This window comes from Ralstonia sp. 22111 (genome assembly GCF_052045895.1).
In the GTDB taxonomy this organism is placed as follows: Bacteria; Pseudomonadota; Gammaproteobacteria; order Burkholderiales; family Burkholderiaceae; genus Ralstonia; species Ralstonia wenshanensis.
In genome coordinates this window covers 49,204-65,464 of sequence record NZ_JBQEPR010000005.1, presented here as the reverse complement: position 1 = coordinate 65,464, position 16,261 = coordinate 49,204, and the positions used below count along the sequence as shown (strand labels likewise).

The 16,261-nt window shown below is 64.5% G+C and carries 13 protein-coding genes and 2 tRNA genes; 5 read left to right on the top strand and 10 right to left on the bottom strand.

Annotated elements, in window-relative coordinates; all coding sequences use genetic code 11:
- Positions 1 to 10: 10 nt before the first annotated feature.
- From ACTJK4_RS14365 to ACTJK4_RS14320, 10 genes are all read right to left on the bottom strand, one after another.
- Positions 11 to 1,675, bottom strand: coding sequence for a CTP synthase (locus ACTJK4_RS14365; RefSeq protein ID WP_232042442.1), 1,665 nt, complete (start codon positions 1,673 to 1,675; stop codon positions 11 to 13).
- A gap of 91 nt (positions 1,676 to 1,766) precedes the next feature.
- Complete coding sequence (locus tag ACTJK4_RS14360; RefSeq protein ID WP_440076910.1) at positions 1,767 to 2,588, bottom strand: alpha/beta fold hydrolase; 822 nt, start codon at positions 2,586 to 2,588, stop codon at positions 1,767 to 1,769.
- A 17-nt stretch (positions 2,589 to 2,605) separates the two neighbouring features.
- The gene (locus ACTJK4_RS14355) at positions 2,606 to 3,508 is read right to left on the bottom strand and encodes a peptidase (protein ID WP_316868760.1); all 903 of its coding nucleotides are present in this window, start codon (positions 3,506 to 3,508) and stop codon (positions 2,606 to 2,608) included.
- 83 nt (positions 3,509 to 3,591) lie between these two features.
- Positions 3,592 to 4,437: a transglutaminase family protein gene (locus tag ACTJK4_RS14350; RefSeq protein ID WP_343619079.1), complete on the bottom strand. Its 846-nt coding sequence runs from the start codon at positions 4,435 to 4,437 to the stop codon at positions 3,592 to 3,594.
- Positions 4,438 to 4,494: 57 nt separating this feature from the next.
- Positions 4,495 to 5,445, bottom strand: a complete 951-nt coding sequence (locus ACTJK4_RS14345; RefSeq protein ID WP_232042438.1) for an alpha-E domain-containing protein — start codon at positions 5,443 to 5,445, stop codon at positions 4,495 to 4,497.
- Positions 5,446 to 5,510: 65 nt separating this feature from the next.
- Entirely contained in the window at positions 5,511 to 6,995 is a 1,485-nt protein-coding gene (locus tag ACTJK4_RS14340) for a circularly permuted type 2 ATP-grasp protein (RefSeq protein WP_260802704.1), read from the bottom strand.
- Between the two features lie 105 nt (positions 6,996 to 7,100).
- Entirely contained in the window at positions 7,101 to 9,623 is a 2,523-nt protein-coding gene (locus ACTJK4_RS14335) for a DNA internalization-related competence protein ComEC/Rec2 (protein ID WP_440818231.1), read from the bottom strand.
- A gap of 9 nt (positions 9,624 to 9,632) precedes the next feature.
- Positions 9,633 to 10,445, bottom strand: a complete 813-nt coding sequence (locus tag ACTJK4_RS14330; protein WP_440818230.1) for a TatD family hydrolase — start codon at positions 10,443 to 10,445, stop codon at positions 9,633 to 9,635.
- A gap of 84 nt (positions 10,446 to 10,529) precedes the next feature.
- Positions 10,530 to 11,258, bottom strand: coding sequence for a lipoprotein-releasing ABC transporter ATP-binding protein LolD (lolD, locus tag ACTJK4_RS14325; RefSeq protein WP_232042434.1), 729 nt, complete (start codon positions 11,256 to 11,258; stop codon positions 10,530 to 10,532).
- The gene (locus ACTJK4_RS14320; RefSeq protein WP_253536806.1) at positions 11,251 to 12,501 is read right to left on the bottom strand and encodes a lipoprotein-releasing ABC transporter permease subunit; all 1,251 of its coding nucleotides are present in this window, start codon (positions 12,499 to 12,501) and stop codon (positions 11,251 to 11,253) included. Before ACTJK4_RS14320 ends, lolD begins: the two co-directional genes overlap by 8 nt.
- Before the next feature lie 71 nt (positions 12,502 to 12,572).
- Here ACTJK4_RS14320 and ACTJK4_RS14315 point away from each other — a divergent pair, with 71 nt between their 5' ends.
- From ACTJK4_RS14315 to ACTJK4_RS14295, 5 genes are all read left to right on the top strand, one after another.
- The gene (locus tag ACTJK4_RS14315) at positions 12,573 to 13,652 is read left to right on the top strand and encodes a hypothetical protein (protein WP_414560448.1); all 1,080 of its coding nucleotides are present in this window, start codon (positions 12,573 to 12,575) and stop codon (positions 13,650 to 13,652) included.
- A 12-nt stretch (positions 13,653 to 13,664) separates the two neighbouring features.
- On the top strand, positions 13,665 to 15,359 hold the full coding sequence (gene recJ, locus ACTJK4_RS14310) for a single-stranded-DNA-specific exonuclease RecJ (RefSeq protein ID WP_440818229.1): 1,695 nt from the start codon (positions 13,665 to 13,667) through the stop codon (positions 15,357 to 15,359).
- Positions 15,360 to 15,537: 178 nt separating this feature from the next.
- Positions 15,538 to 15,867: a ferredoxin FdxA gene (gene fdxA / locus ACTJK4_RS14305; protein ID WP_004626101.1), complete on the top strand. Its 330-nt coding sequence runs from the start codon at positions 15,538 to 15,540 to the stop codon at positions 15,865 to 15,867.
- 110 nt (positions 15,868 to 15,977) lie between these two features.
- A tRNA-Asn gene (locus ACTJK4_RS14300) sits at positions 15,978 to 16,053 on the top strand.
- Between the two features lie 79 nt (positions 16,054 to 16,132).
- Positions 16,133 to 16,223 (top strand) — tRNA-Leu (locus ACTJK4_RS14295).
- The last annotated feature ends 38 nt before the right edge of the window (positions 16,224 to 16,261 follow it).

The following is a 16,261-nucleotide window of genomic DNA, read 5'->3' as shown; positions in this document are numbered from 1 at the left end:
GTGCCGGCGCTCAGGCGACAGCGCGTTGCGTGTTCTGCTGGTGATGCGCCAGCGCGGCTTCAACGTAGGCCTTGAACAGCGGGTGGCCGTCGCGCGGCGTCGAGGTGAATTCCGGGTGGAACTGCACGCCGACGAACCACGGGTGCATCGACGCCGGCAGCTCCATCATTTCCGGCAGGTTTTCCGACGGCGTGCGCGCCGAGATGATCATCCCGGCCTTTTCCAGCTGCGGCACGTAGTGGTTGTTCACCTCGTAGCGGTGTCGATGGCGCTCGTTGACCTCCGCGCCGTAGATTGCCGCTGCCTTGGTGCCGGATTGCACCGGCACGCGCTGCGAGCCCAGGCGCATGGTGCCGCCCAGATCGGAGTCGGCCGAGCGTTTTTCCACACGACCATCGCGATCGAGCCATTCGGTGATGAGCGCGACCACCGGATGTTCGGTCTCGTCGTTGAACTCCGTGCTGTTGGCGTCCTTCATGCCGGCCAGATGGCGAGCGAATTCGATCACGGCCAACTGCATCCCCAGGCAGATGCCCAGGTACGGCACGCCTTTTTCGCGGGCGTACTGAATTGCGCGGATCTTGCCTTCCGTACCACGCTTGCCGAAGCCGCCCGGCACCAGAATGGCATCCAGTGTGTCCAGCACCTGGGTATGGCCCGATTCCAACTCCTCGGAATCGATGTACTCGATATTGACGCGCGTCGAGGTATGCAGGCCGGCGTGGCGCAGCGCCTCGATCAGCGACTTGTACGACTCGGTCAGGTCAACGTACTTGCCGACCATGCCGATGGTGATTTCGTGCTGCGGATTTTCCAGCGTGTGCACCATGTGCGCCCACACCGACAGGTCCGCCGGCGGCGCTTCGATGCGCAGCTCTTCGCAGATGATGCGATCCAGCCCCTGCTCGTTGAGCATCTGCGGGATCTTGTAGATGGTGTCGACGTCCCACACCGAGATGACCGCGTCCTGCGGCATGTTGGCGAAGAGGGAAATCTTCGCGCGTTCATCGTCAGGGATCGGGCGGTCGGCGCGGCACAGCAGCGCGGTCGGCTGCACGCCGATTTCGCGCAGCTTCTGCACCGAGTGCTGGGTCGGCTTGGTCTTCAGCTCGCCGGCGCTGGCAATGAACGGCACCAGCGTCAGGTGCGCGAATGCTACCTGGTTGCGACCCAGGCGCAGGCTCATCTGACGAGCGGCTTCCAGGAACGGCAGCGATTCGATATCACCCACCGTACCGCCGATTTCCACGATCGCCACATCGGCCTTGCCGTCGTGCGAAGCCGCTGCACCGCGCTCAATGAACGCCTGGATTTCGTTGGTGATATGCGGAATGACCTGCACCGTCTTGCCGAGATACTCGCCGCGACGCTCCTTGCGGATCACGGATTCGTAAATCTGGCCGGTGGTGAAGTTGTTCGCCTTGCGCATCTTGGCCGAGACAAAACGCTCGTAATGGCCAAGATCGAGGTCGGTTTCTGCGCCGTCCTCGGTCACAAACACTTCGCCGTGCTGGAACGGGCTCATCGTGCCCGGGTCGACGTTAATGTAAGGATCGAGTTTGAGGAGGGTGACTTTGAGGCCGCGCGACTCAAGAATGGCCGCGAGCGAGGCGGCGGCGATGCCCTTGCCGAGTGAGGACACTACGCCACCGGTAACGAATACGAACTTGGTCATGACCTAGCTTGCCGGGGAAAGCCGGATTATAGCAAAGGTCCCCTCACCAATCCGTGACAGAACGGTGGAATTTGCCCCCGACCAGCCTCGCCTATGCGGCGTGCCGCATGGCGCCTGTGTTGGCGCGCATTTCGTTGATCAATTCGCGGATCAACTCAGCCGTTTCGAGCGGCTTTTCCATTGGATAAAGATGGCTACCTTCGATCCAGCGCAGCCTGCCGCCGACGATGCGCCGGGTGGCACCCAGCCCGACCTGGCGAATCTCGCGCGAACGGGTGCCCGCCACAAAGCTGACGGGGAACGCCGTGCCGCCCGCGACTTTGCGCCCCATGTTGGTCGGCAACGTCCGGTAGATCTGGTATTCGATTTCGCGTGAGAAACGCAGTGTGCGCTCGTGGTCACGGCCCGTGGGCTCGGTGCCATGTTCGACATAATCGCGCAGCACGTCTTCGTCCCAACGATCGAACTTGCGCTTGGCCTTGAAGTGGCTCCAGACGGCGTCGCGATCGGGCCACAGATGGCGCCGGTTCTTCGTCGCTGCAGCAGGCGATTGGCTCTCATCGATGTCCAGCCATTGCGCCACGCGCAGCAGCTTGGCGCGCCACCCGGCAATGATCGGCGAATCGAGCATCACGACGCCGCGCACGCGCTCGGGCCGGCGCAGCGCCGCCATCAAGCTCAAGAAGCCGCCCAGCGAATGGCCCACCAGCCAGACCGGCTCCGCCTGCGCGTCGATTTCGGCGAGCAGCTCCTTCACCAGACCGGGCCACGAACGGGTCACTGGAAAACGCGGGTCGTGACCAAAACGCTCCACGGCGCGGATGTCGAATTCGTCACCCAGCACGCCCAGCATCTTGCGATACGTCCCCACGGGAAAGCCGTTGGCATGCGAAAAAAGCATCACATCGCGCATCGCAGATCCTGTGCCGTTCAGTGCGACTTTTGCGATCCGCCAGCCACGCGCTGGATCGTGGACACCTGCTCCAACGCTGGGCCGGGCGCACGATCCGGCGCGGCTGGAACGTCGGCGGCGGGCGGTGCAATGCGCACGGGCTCGACCTCTGCGGAAGAATGGCCCTCGCGGCGCAACGGGTGCGAAGGCGAAGTGCCGGTTTCCCAGTCCGGATCGTCGATCTCGGCAAACACCTGGCGCAGGCGCTTGCCCCACGTGCCGCGAATCATCGTGAAATATGGGTTCTCTTCGTCGATGGCGACAAAGCGCGTCACACGCAGGGAGTCGGCCTCATAGACCAGCAAATCCAGCGGCAAACCCACGGAAATATTCGACTTCAGCGTCGAATCCATCGAGATCAGCGCGCACTTTGCGGCTTCGTCCAGCGGCAGCCCCGGGCTGACCACGCGATCGATGATCGGCTTGCCGTACTTGGCCTCGCCGATCTGGAAGTAGCAGTTCTCGGGCGTGGCTTCAATGAAGTTGCCTGCTGCGTAGACGTTGAACAGGCGCGGGCGCTCTGCGCCAATCTGCCCGCCAAAGATGATGCTGACGTTGAAGTCGATCTTGGCCTTGGCCAGCGCCGCGGCATCGCGGTCGTAGACATCGCGCACGGCCTCGCCAACGATTGTGGCTGCCTCGAACATGTCCCGCGCCGTCCATAGCGAGCGGGGCTTGCCGCGCGCTTCGGTCAGCACCTGACGCACCGCCTGGCTGATGGCGAGATTACCGGCCGTCAGCAGCACCATGACGCGATCGCCTTCGCGCTCGAACACGGTCATCTTGCGAAACGTGGAAATGGCGTCCACGCCCGCATTCGTGCGGGAATCGGACAGGAACACAAGGCCTGCGTCCAGGCGCATGGCGACGCAATAAGTCATGGGCGAAGCAACAAACGGAATCGGTAGGTTGAAGGCATTCTAGCGCGCCGATCGGAACCCATCCGCGCGCTTGGAAGAGGTGCTCAATTCACTCGAGCCGCCTCGACGGGCAATGGCTCAATGGAAATGCTGACATCCAGCGTCTCGGCACCCCCGCCCTGCCGCACGCCGCGTACCGGTGCTGCCGACTGGTAATCGCGCCCGACCGCCAACCGAATGTGGCGGGCATCGGTAAAGCACTGGTGGGTGACGTCGATGCTGCACCAGATGTGCGATTCGGCATCGAGGCAAACGTCGGCCCACGCGTGGCTGGCGAGGTCTTCTTCGCCCACGGCGTGGAAATAGCCGCTGACATAGCGCGCCGGCACGCCCAACGCCCGGCAGCACGCGACCATCACCTGCGCCTGGTCCTGGCATACGCCCGTGCCCAGGCCAAACGCCTCCGCTGCGGTAGTGCCGACGTGAGTGGTATTCGGCTTATAGCTCACGCGCTTGGCGATAGCTTGCGCAAGCCGCACGGCAGATTCCGCGTCTCCGAGCACCAGCGCGTGCTCGCGCGCGAAGTTGATCATTTCGGGCGGCGCGGAAGTCAGCGGCGTGGCACTCAAAAAGTACAGCGGCGATACGCGATAGCGCCCTTGCCCAGGCGCATCGACAAACCGTTGACTGCCCGGCGAGCCCGCAGGAAACGCCTCGACAACGCCGCGCGCGTCGATGATGACGTCTTCCGTACGGTTGCCGAGGGTGAAGTGATGAACGACGTTGCCGAAACCGTCGGTGGCGCGCGTGAGGTTACCGGGCGCATGGATCTGCCAGGTGTCCACCTGCTGCAGCTCGCCGCTGCGAGGTGTCAGCCGCAGCTCGTGCACGCTGTGGCGCAGCGGCTCGGCATAACGGTAGACCGTCGTATGTCGAATTTGGTATTTCACGATGACACGGGCGCCACCCGAAAGCGGCGCCCCGATGTATGCACGTTGTCCTGCACGTCACGCCACCTCGAGCGGCACCAGGAAATCCTGGCTGATGCCGTTGCCTAGGTCGCCTATCCGCTCCAGGAAGTTGGTCAGCCAGGCATGCAGGCCAACAGCAAAAATATCTTCGATGCGGGCGTACCGCAGGTCGGCGTGCAGTTTACCAGCGCGACGTTCAGTCTCTGCCGATTGACTGTTGCGCACTGTCGAAAGAATCTCGACCACCTCGTCCATGCTGGCCAGCAGCGACCGCGGCATGTCGCTGCGCAAAATCAGCAGCTCCGCCACGCGCGTCGGCGTGATGACGTTGCGATAAATCTTGCGGTAGACCTCGAAGCCCGACACCGAGCGCAGCGTGGCAGCCCAATGGTAGAAGTCGCCCTGCTCCGCCGCCGTTTCATCGCGCGTAGGCGTTGATTGGAATTTCACGTCCAGCAGCCGGGCAGTGTTGTCGGCGCGTTCCAGAAAGGTGCCCAGGCGCATGAAATGGAACGCGTCGTCCGTCAGCATGGTGCCGACCTGCACGCCGCGCGACAGATGCGAGCGGAACTTCACCCACTCAAAGAACTGAGACGGATCATCGCGCAGCATGCCTTCGGCAATCAGGCGCTGCACATCCAGCCACGTGGTGTTGATGGTCTCCCAAACCTCGGTCGTGATGGAGCCGCGTACCGCCCGGGCGTTCTCGCGCGCCCCGCGCAGACAGCTCATGATCGACGACGGGTTGGTCATGTCGCGCACCATGAAATCGATCACATCGTCGCGCGAGAGCAGGCCATAGCGCTCGTCAAAGACCTGCGTCAGTTCGGAGATGTCGAGCATTGCCCACCAGCCCTGCTCGGCCACTTCCGCGGATTGCGGCAGCAGCGAGGTCTGGTAGTTCACGTCGAGCATGCGGGCGGTGTTCTCGGCGCGTTCGGTGTAGCGCGCCATCCAGAAAAGGTGGTCTGCGGTGCGACTGAGCATGGCGTTCCCTTCTACGTATTCGATAGGCGATTGATCGATTGCCTGTTGCGACACTGCGCGAGCGTTCAGCGCTCCAGCACCCACGTATCCTTCGTGCCGCCGCCCTGCGACGAGTTGACCACCAGCGAGCCGGCGCGCAACGCCACACGCGTCAGGCCACCGGGCACCATGCGCACATCCTTGCCGGATAGCACGAACGGCCGCAGGTCGATATGGCGCGGCGCGATACCGGCTTCCACATACGTCGGGCAAGTCGACAGTGCCAGGGTTGGCTGGGCGATGTACTGATCGGGGCGAGCCTTCACCACCTCACGGAAAGCGGCAATCTCTTCCTGGGTGGCCGCCGGACCGACGAGCATGCCGTAGCCGCCTGCACCGTGCGTTTCCTTGACCACCAGTTCGCCCATGTGGTCGAGCACGTATTGCAGGTCGTCGGGGCGACGGCACATGTACGTCGGAACGTTATTGAGGATCGGCTCCTCGCCGAGGTAGAAGCGGATCATGTCCGGCACGTACGGATAGATCGACTTGTCGTCTGCCACGCCGGTGCCGATGGCATTGCAGATGGTGACGTTGCCCGCTCGATAGACCGACAGCAGCCCAGCCGCGCCCAGCGAAGAATCCGGGCGGAACACCAGCGGATCGAGGAAGTCGTCGTCCACCCGGCGGTAGATGACGTCGATGCGCTGCGGGCCCTGCGTCGTGCGCATATAAAGGTGATCGTCCTGCACGAAAAGATCGTGCCCCTCCACCAGCTCCACGCCCATCTGCTGCGCAAGGAACGCATGCTCGAAATACGCCGAGTTGTACATGCCGGGCGTAAGCACCACTACCGTCGGGTCGGCGATGTTCTGCGGCGACACGCTGCGCAGCATGTCGAGCAGCATGTCGGGGTAATGCGCGACGGGCGCCACACGATTGCGCGCGAACAACTCCGGAAACAGCCGCATCATCATCTTGCGGTTTTCCAGCATGTACGACACACCCGATGGCACGCGCAGGTTGTCTTCCAGCACGTAGAACTCGCCCTCGCCGGCACGCACGATGTCGATGCCGGCCACGTGCGCGTAGATGTCGCGCGGCACGTCCACGCCGAGCATGTCGGGGCGGTATTGGGCGTTGTTGTAGATCTGATCGGGCGGAATGACACCGGCGCGCAGGATGTTCTGCTCGTGATAGATGTCGTGCAGGAAGCGGTTGAGCGCATCGACGCGTTGCCGAAGGCCGCGCTCGAGCGTGGCCCACTCGCTGGCCGGGAAGATGCGCGGAATGATGTCGAACGGAATCGTGCGCTCGGTGCCGCTGTTCGATTCGTCCTTGTCGCCGTACACGGCAAAGGTGATACCGACGCGGCGGAAGATCAGGTCTGCCTCGGCGCGCTTGTTCTGCAGCGTCGTGGCCGATTGCGCGCCCAGCCATTCGGCGAAACGTCCGTAGTGGCCGCGTACCTCGCCCTGCTGGACGAGTGCTGCCGGGGCCGGTTCGGCGGCATGGGGGTTGCGGCCCCCGTCATGCCAGTTGAGCATTTCATCGTAGAACCGGACTGCCATGCTTTTCTCCCCCTGACGGCGCCGCGCGATGTACGCGGCACGTGGTTTTTATAGCACAGCGGTTTTGACCCCCACAATGGGGCCAACCCGTTATGCCACCAAGTTTCACGGCTGGGCGTCGACGGCGCCGGCGGCCGTTGCCAGGGGTTCGACTTCCTGCGCGGAAGACCAGTACCGCGGCCGCATGGTGCGCGCGGTCTGGACGTTCAGCACATCGCCGCCGGTCTCGATGACGACGGCACCGGTCTTGTCCGTGCGCAAACTGTCGATGTCGCGCGCCACATAGCGGCGCCAGACCTGCTGATGCGGATGTCCGTACCGATTGCGGTAGCCGACCTGGAAAACCGCCACCTGCGGAGAAACCGCGTCCAAGAACGCGCCGCTGGAGCTTGTCTTGCTGCCGTGATGCGGCACAAGCAAGATGTCTGCCATCAGTCGCTCAGGCGTTTCAGCGGCGATCAGGGCGCTTTCCTGGGCGGCTTCGATATCGCCCGTCAGCAGCGCAGCATGGCGGCCATTGGCGATACGCAGCACACAACTGCGAGCATTGCTGGACACGCGCTCGCTTTCAGCGGGCAGGCGCAGGGGGTGCAGCACCTCAAAGACAACGCCGTCCCACGTCCATGTTTGCCCAGCCAAACAATCGGCAAAGCGGACGCCGCTTTCATCGGCCACGCCGCGCAAGGCGTGTCCCGGAGGCAAAGACGCCAACATGGTGCGCACCGGCACCGCACCGATCACCGTTTCGGTGCCACCGGCGTGGTCGCTGTCTTCGTGGCTGACGACAAGCGTGTCGAGCGATTCCACGCCGTGGCTGCGCAGGTAAGGAGCGATGACGCGGGCGGCAGCATCCGCGTGATCGCCGTAGCGCGGGCCGGTGTCGAACAGCAGACGATGGTTGGCGGTTTCGACCAATGCTGCGGCACCTTGCCCGATGTCGAACGCGACAAGCCGGAATTCGCCGGGTAATGGCATTGGCACCCGCGCCAGCACCAGCGGCAAGAGGAGCAAGGCGCCCTGAGCGCGCCACGCCCATGCACGCACGCCACCGGGCACCAGCAATAGCGCTACGCCAAGCAACGACAGCAGCAACGCCCACTTGGGCGCGGCCGGCGCAACCCACACCGCCCAGCGCGGCTGCGCCAGCCACTCAAGCCAAACCGCCAGCCAGCGGAAGCTCGCCTCGGCCAACATCAGCACGGGCTGCGCCAGCGGATCAGGGAGCGCTGCGCCGATCAGCGCCAACGGTGTCGTCACGAAACTGACCATGGGGATCGCCAGCCCGTTGGCCGCCGCAGAGACGACCGACGTCTGCTGGAACAGCAGCAAGGTCAACGGCAACAAGCCGAACGTGACGGCAAACTGAATCCGCGTAGCACCAACCACCGCTCGGCGGATGCCTTCAAATTTGCCGTCGACTTCGCCATTGCGCGTGTCATCGACAGCCATTCGGGCGGCGAAGAAGATGATCGCCACCGCGCCGAACGACAACCAGAACCCCGCCGACATGACTGCCCACGGGTCCACCATCGCCACCACTGCCGCCGCCCAGCACAGCGACAGGCTGGCCGGCACATTGCGATCGGTCAGCCGGGCGATGGCTACGGTGGACAGCATCAGCAGCGTGCGCTGCGCTGGCACGCCCATGCCGACAAGCAAGCAGTAGCCGAACGCCCCCAACATGGCCGCGACGGCACCTGCGCGCGGGGTAGGCATACGCAGCGGCAACGGCGTGCGCAGCCAGCGCGCCAACCCGAACGACCGGCGCCACAACGCCATCCACAACGCGGCAAACAGCCCGGCGATCATCGTGACGTGCAACCCTGAAATGCTGACAAGGTGGCTGATGCCTGTGCGGCGGAACAGGCCCCAGTCGTCGCGGGCGATGCCGCTTTGGTCGCCCACCACGAGCGCCACCATGACAGCCGCGTAGCGTGCATCGGGCAACGCGGCCAAGATGTGGCGCCGCACGCTGGCACGCCAGCGCTCCACGCCAATTCCAAACCCGGCACCCTCCTCATCCAGCGCGATGTTCTGCGCGCGTTTGCCTGTACGCACATAGCCGACGGCCCGGATATCGTCGGCCAGCATCGCGTATTCGCCATCGAAGCCGCCGGGGTTGGTCAGGCTGTGCGGGCGCTTGACGCGCAGCGTCAGTTGCCAGCGCTGGCCGGGTTGCAGATCGGGGATGCCGGCACGTCGATCGGGCTTTGCGCCCTCTTCGCCCACGTTGCCCCAGTTCCGCGTGCCATACCAGGACAGGCGCACGCGTGGCGGCACGGCATCACCCGCATTGCTGGATTCGATGTGGAAGAGAAAACGCGTGGCCTCATCGCCCGTCTGCGGCAGCTCGGCCACCACGCCGGTCGCGATGATGTCCTTGCCTTCCCACGCAGGACTGAGCGCCACGGCCATGCGCTGCTGCGCGCGCCAGTCGCTCCAGCCGAAACCAGCCGCAACGGTGCTGGCGACGAGCAACACGGGAAACAGCGCTGGTCGACGCCGCATGACGGCCGCCAGCGACAGACAGAGCACGAGCACGCAAAGCGGCTGCCAAACCGGCGGCAGCGCCGCCTGCATCTGCAATGCCACGCAGCCGGCAACGAAGCCGATCAACCCAAGACGCATGTGCGAGCGTCAAGCGTGCAGGAGCGCAGCCAAGCGAGGAATGGCTTCGATACTGTTGCGGCGTGCCTGGGCGGCCAGCGCGTCGATAGAGATGCCGCGCAGTTGCGCCATCGCCTCGGCGATACGAGCGACTTCGGCGGGTGCATTGCGCGCAGCGCCCTGCTCGCCGAACTGGTCGTCGGCAAGCCAGGCGGGGGCCAGGTCGGGCGCGTCGGTTTCCAGCACGATCGACTCGATCGGCATGTCCTGCGCCAGCCGACGCACCCGGTTGGCACGCGAGAAGGTAAAGACGCCGCCAAACCCGAGCTTGAAGCCCGAATCGACAAAGCGACGCGCCTGTTCCGGGCTGCCGTTGAACGCATGCGCAATACCACGCACGCCCGCCTTGGCGGCGGCGCTATGCACCTGGTCCTGCGACTTGCGCACGTGCATCAGCACAGGCAGATCGAATTCGCGTGCGATGCGCAGTTGCGCGCGGAACACGGCGGTCTGCCGTTCGACGTCGTGGTCGGGAATGAAGAAATCGAGGCCGATCTCGCCGACGGCCACGAAACGCGGGTCGTCCATTGACGCGGCGATCTGGCGGCGCAACTCGAGCAGATCGTCGTCGCTGGCCTGCGCGGCGTAGATTGGATGGATGCCCAGCGCATAACTGCACCCGGCATGCTGATGGGCCAGCGCCCGCACCGCATCGAAATTCCAGCGTGCGACCGCCGGCACGACAATGAGGTTGACCCCCGCCGCACGCGCCTGCGCAACGATCGCATCACGGTCGGTATCAAAGTCGCTGGCGTCGAGGTGGCAATGGGTATCGATCCACATAGTCCGTTCTGCGTTGGAAAAGGCGGCAACGTACCGGAAAGCGGGGTGTTCTGGAATCCGCCTTTTCCGATCGTGCCACCCGACTCAGCGCTCCTGGTGCAGATGGCCCTCTCGCAGGCGGAAAATGCGATCGCAACGGCCTGCCAACTCGATATCGTGCGTGACGATGACAAAGCTGGTGCCAAGCGTGCGCGTGAGTTCCAGCATCAGGTCGAACACTTCACCGGCCGTGTGGTCGTCCAGGTTGCCGGTGGGCTCATCCGCCAGCACGCAAGCCGGAGACCCGACCAGCGCACGCGCAATCGCCACCCGTTGGCGTTCGCCGCCGGACAGCTCGCCCGGACGGTGTGCCGTGCGCGGGCCCAGACCCACGCGTTCGAGCATCGCCTGTGCGGTGTGGCGCGCTTGCGCCTCTTCCACGCCGCGAATGCGCAGCGGCATCGCGACGTTATCCAGCGCCGTGAATTCCGGCAGCAGATGGTGGAACTGATAGACGAAGCCCAGCGCCCGGTTGCGCAGCGTATTGCGTTCGCGCTCTTTCATTGCGGTGAAAGGCTTGCCGAGCAGCGAGACGCGGCCCGACGTCGGCTCATCCAGCCCGCCCAGCACATGCAGCAACGTGCTCTTGCCCGAGCCCGAGGCGCCGACGATGGCGACCTTCTCACCCACGCCGATGCGGATGTCCACGCCCTTGAGCACGTCGACGTTCAGGCCGCCCTGGCGGAACGACTTGGACAGCCCTTCGGCCTGCACCACCACGCCCTGCGGCGCCGCGGCCGGCGCTTCCATGGAAGTCATGACGGCCTCACTCATAGCGCAGTGCCTCCGCCGGATTCACGCGCGAGGCGTGCCAGCTTGGATACAGCGTCGCCACCGAGGCGAGGATGAAGGAAATGATGCCAATGGTCGCAATGTCGTTCACGCGGGGGTCCGAGGGCAGTTCGCTAATGAAATAGATGTCACGCGGCAGGAATTGCACGTGGAAGAGACGCTCGATGAACGGCACGATCACGTCGATGTTGTACGCGATGAGCGTGCCGAAGCCGACGCCCAGCAATGTGCCGATAAAACCGATCGCCACGCCCTGCACGATGAATATCTTCATGATCGACGCCGGTTGTGCGCCCATGGTGCGCAGGATGGCAATGTCAGCCTGCTTGTCCGTCACCGTCATCACCAGCGTAGACACCAGGTTGAACGCCGCCACGGCGATGATCAGCGTGAGGATGATGAACATCATCTTTTTCTCGGTCTTCACGGCGGCAAACCAGTTGCGGTTCTGGCGCGACCAGTCGCGGATGTACAGCTCGCCGGTCAGCGTGCGCGACAGGGCTTCGGCCACCTGCGGGGCGCGGTCCATGTCCACCAGCTTCAGGCGCACGCCGGTCGGGCCGTCCAGGCGGAACAGGCGCTCGGCGTCTTCCATGTTGATCAGCGCCAGCGAGCTGTCGAACTCGTAGTGGCCCGATTCGAAGATCCCCGTCACGGTGAACTGCTTCAGGCGCGGCAACACGCCCGCCGGGGTGATGGTGCCCTGCGGCGCCACCAGCGTGACCTTGTCCCCCTGGTGCACGCCCAGGCCGTTGGCGAGCTGGCTGCCCAGGGCGATGCCGAATTCGCCCGGTTTCAGGTCGTCGATCGTGCCTGTCTTGAAGTCCTTGGCGATGTCCGACACCTTCGGCTCGTCGGCGGGCGACACGCCGCGCAGCAGCACACCGCGCACCGCCTCGTCACGCGTGATCATGGCCTGCGCGCCCACGTACGGCGCCGCGCCGATGACTTCCTTGTTCTGCATCGCCTCATTGGCGGTACGCTGCCAGTCCGGCAGACTGTTCGGCGCCATCACTTCGATATGCGCCAGCACCGACAGCATGCGGTCCCGCACCTCCTTCTGGAAGCCGTTCATGACCGAGAGCACGATGATCAGCGCCGCCACCCCGAGCGCAATGCCGAGCATAGAGATGAGCGAAATGAAAGAGATGAAGCTGTTGCGGCTGGCGCGCTTGCTTGCGCGTGTATACCGCCAGCCGATCTGCCATTCGTATGGAAGTTTCAAAGGGGATTCCCCGTGGGTGTGATTTGTCCGGCTCACTGGCCGACGAGCCGGAAGTTTACAATCTCGGAGCCATGATTCCTGAACTCACCCTGATTGTCCCGTTTTGCGCGCCCGCTGCCGAGGTGGCGGACGACGCTTATCGTCAATTGACCTTGCCGGGCCTGGAAAGGTTGCTTGCTCATGCGCGCGAAGCAGAACGGGAGCGCCACGACGACGCCTACCTGCCCACGCTGCCGCACGAGCGCTGGCTGGCCAAGCACGCCGGGCTGCCCATTTCTCCGCTGCCGTCGGCGCCGTACATGCGCCTGGCGGATGGCGGCACCGCCGACACGCGCACCTGGGCCTGCCTGCAGCCGGTCCACATCCACGCCGCCCGCGACCATCTGGTGATGCTCGACCCGGCCCAGCTCCGCCTGGAAGCCGCCGACGCCGACGCCCTGCGCGCCGCCATCGCCCCGCTGGTTGCCGAAATGGGCATCACGCTCGATGCCACGCACGCCGCGCGCTGGTACGTCGCCGATTCGCCCTTTGGCGACCTGATTGCCGCCGCGCCGCAGCGCGCCACCGGCCACAACATCGACATCTGGATGCACAGGGGCGAGCAGGAGCGCGCCTGGCGCAAATTCCAGAATGAGATCCAGATGACGTGGTACGACCACCCCGTCAACCAAGCGCGCGAGGCGCGTGGCCTGCTGCCGGTCAATTCGGTCTGGCTGTTCGGCCAGGGCGCACTGGTCGATGCCCGCCCCATTGCGGAGCGCATGATCGGCGCTGATCCATTCTTCGCCGGACTGTGTCACGCCGGCAACGCCACCGAACTCTGCGCGGAAACGCTGGCTGCTGTGCCGTTCGACGACACAAGCGCCGCCGTGCTGCTGGGCGACGCCGGCAAGCCATATCTTTCCGCCGACTGGTACGACTGGATCGAAACCCTCCGCGCTTACGACCGCGACTGGTTTACCCCCGCCGCCGATGCGCTGGCGGACGGCCGAATCGACGCCGTCTCGCTCGTGCTGACCGGCGACTCGCACTACGCCCACTACCGCGTCACGCGCCGCGAGCTCGCCAACGGCCCGTTCGGCTGGCTGCGCCGCTTCAGTCGTCCACGCACCTTGCGTGATGCGCTCTCCCCGCTTTCCATGGCCGCTTGAGCCTGATCCTGCATGACCCGCATCGCTGTCCGTTCGCATTCCGCAGACGCCGCCACCACGCTGGCCGGCCACGGCATCCATCCAGTCCTCGCACGCATCCTCGCCGCCCGGGGCGTCGCCCGGCCCGACGAACTATCGACCGAGCTGACCGACCTCCTGCCCCCCGCGCAACTCAAGGGCATTGACGACGCAGCCCACTACCTCGCCGACGCCATCGCCGCCAACAAGCGCCTGCTGATCATTGCCGACTACGACTGCGACGGTGCCACCGCCTGCGCCGTGGGCGTGCGTGGCTTGCGCATGCTGGGCGCGCAGGTCAGCTATATCGTCCCGAACCGCTTCGAGTATGGCTACGGCCTGTCGCCCGAAATCGTGGCGCTCGCTGCGCGCGAGAAGCCCGACGTGCTGGTCACCGTCGACAACGGCATCGCCGACGTGGCGGGCGTGGCGGCCGCCAACGCGCTGGGCATCGACGTTGTCGTGACAGACCACCACATGCCCGGCGCGCAATTGCCCGAGGCGCGCGTGATAGTCAACCCGAACCAGCCGGGTTGCGGCTTCCCGAGCAAGAATCTGGCGGGCGTGGGCGTGATGTTCTACGTGCTGCTGGCGCTGCGGGCAGAGCTGCGCAAGCGCGGCGTGTTCACGCCGCAAGATCAGCCGCGCCTCGATGCGCTGCTCGATCTGGTGGCACTCGGCACCGTGGCCGACGTGGTCAAACTCGACGCCAACAATCGTCTGCTGGTCGCGCAGGGTCTCAAGCGCATGCGTGCGGGGCGGATGTGCCCGGGCATCGCCGCGCTGTTCCGCGTGGCCGGCCGCGAGGCGCGCCGCGCGTCGACGTTCGATCTCGGCTTCGGCCTTGGCCCGCGCCTGAACGCCGCCGGGCGGCTGGCCGACATGTCGCTCGGCATCGAATGCCTGCTCACCGACGACTACGACCGCGCCATGTCCATCGCCGCCGAACTTGACGGCATGAACCGCGAGCGCCGCGAGATCGAAGCCGGCATGCAGCAGGAAGCCCTCGCCATCCTCGACAGCATGAACGCCCTCGATGGCGCCGGTCGGCACACCATCGCGGTCTACAACGAAACGTGGCACCAGGGCGTGATCGGCATCGTCGCCTCGCGTATCAAGGACAAATTCCACCGCCCGGTCTTCACCTTCGCACCCGGCGACGACGGCGTCATCAAGGGCTCGGGCCGCTCGATTCCCGGCTTCCACCTCCGTGATGCACTGGACGCCGTACACAAGCGCAGCCCGGGACTGATCGTGAAGTTCGGCGGCCATGCCATGGCGGCTGGGCTCACGCTGCGCGAAGACGGTTTCGATGCATTCGTCACCACCTTCGAGGCCGTCGGCCGCGAATGGCTGACCGAGGCGCTGCTCTCACGCGTGCTCGAGACCGATGGCGAGGCGGACCCCGAATGCTTCACACCGCAGTTCGTCGAGCTGCTCGAAACCCAGGTCTGGGGTCAGGGCTTTCCAGCACCAAGCTTCTGCGGCGAGTTCGATGTGCTGTCGCAGGCCGTACTGAAAGAGAAGCACCTGAAGCTCAAGCTCGGCCGCGGCAAGCAGCATTTCGACGCGATCTGGTTCAACCACGCGGAGCCGCTCGGCGCCTCGGCGTATGTGGCCTACCGGCTCGACAACAACACCTTCAACGGCATCACGCGCGTCCAGATGGTGATCGAGCATGCGCAATAGCGGATGGGTCAAACCTTGCGCCAACGCATAAACACATGCGAAAACTGTCTGACGGCGCACCAATGACGCAGCAGTCGGGCACGGTCGGTGCGTTACAATGCGGGACTGCCGGCATGGAGGCGCGTAAGCATCCATGGTCGCGCGCCCCACGAATTCCTAGCTTCAACTTCCAAGCGAAATGACTCACGTCGTTACCGAAAGCTGTGTCCGCTGCAAGTACACCGACTGCGTGGACGTCTGCCCCGTCGACTGCTTCCGTGAAGGCCCGAACTTCCTGACGATTGATCCGGACGAGTGCATCGACTGCGCCGTCTGCGTGGCCGAATGCCCGGTCAACGCCATCTATGCGGAAGAAGACGTGCCCGCTGATCAGCAGAAGTGGATCGCCATCAATGTCGAGCTGGCTCAAGCCGGCTGGCCTTCCATCACCAAGACCAAGCAACCCCTGCCCGACGCGGACGACTGGAAGGACGTGAAGGACAAGGAGCAGTATCTCGACCGCGGCTGAACGCGATAGAGCGCACTTGCCCGACACACTTTTTGTAGTGCATCGCAAAAAAGGTGTTGACGGGCAGATCAGAAACTAGCTAGAATTCATTTCTTCGCTGTTGCAGCGATTCCCCGATAGCTCAGTCGGTAGAGCGCCGGACTGTTAATCCGTAGGTCCCTGGTTCGAGCCCAGGTCGGGGAGCCAAAATAACAAAACGCCTCGCTTCGTGCGGGGCGTTTTCATTTGTGGCATTGGTGCGTGTATTGTCTGCATCGATCGTCATGCCCGGATGGTGAAATTGGTAGACACCGCGGACTTAAAATCCGCTGCGCCCTAATCGGCGCGTGCCGGTTCGATCCCGGCTCCGGGCACCAATCCCCTCTTCGCTTCTGCCTCCGTTGCGCTTCAGTCC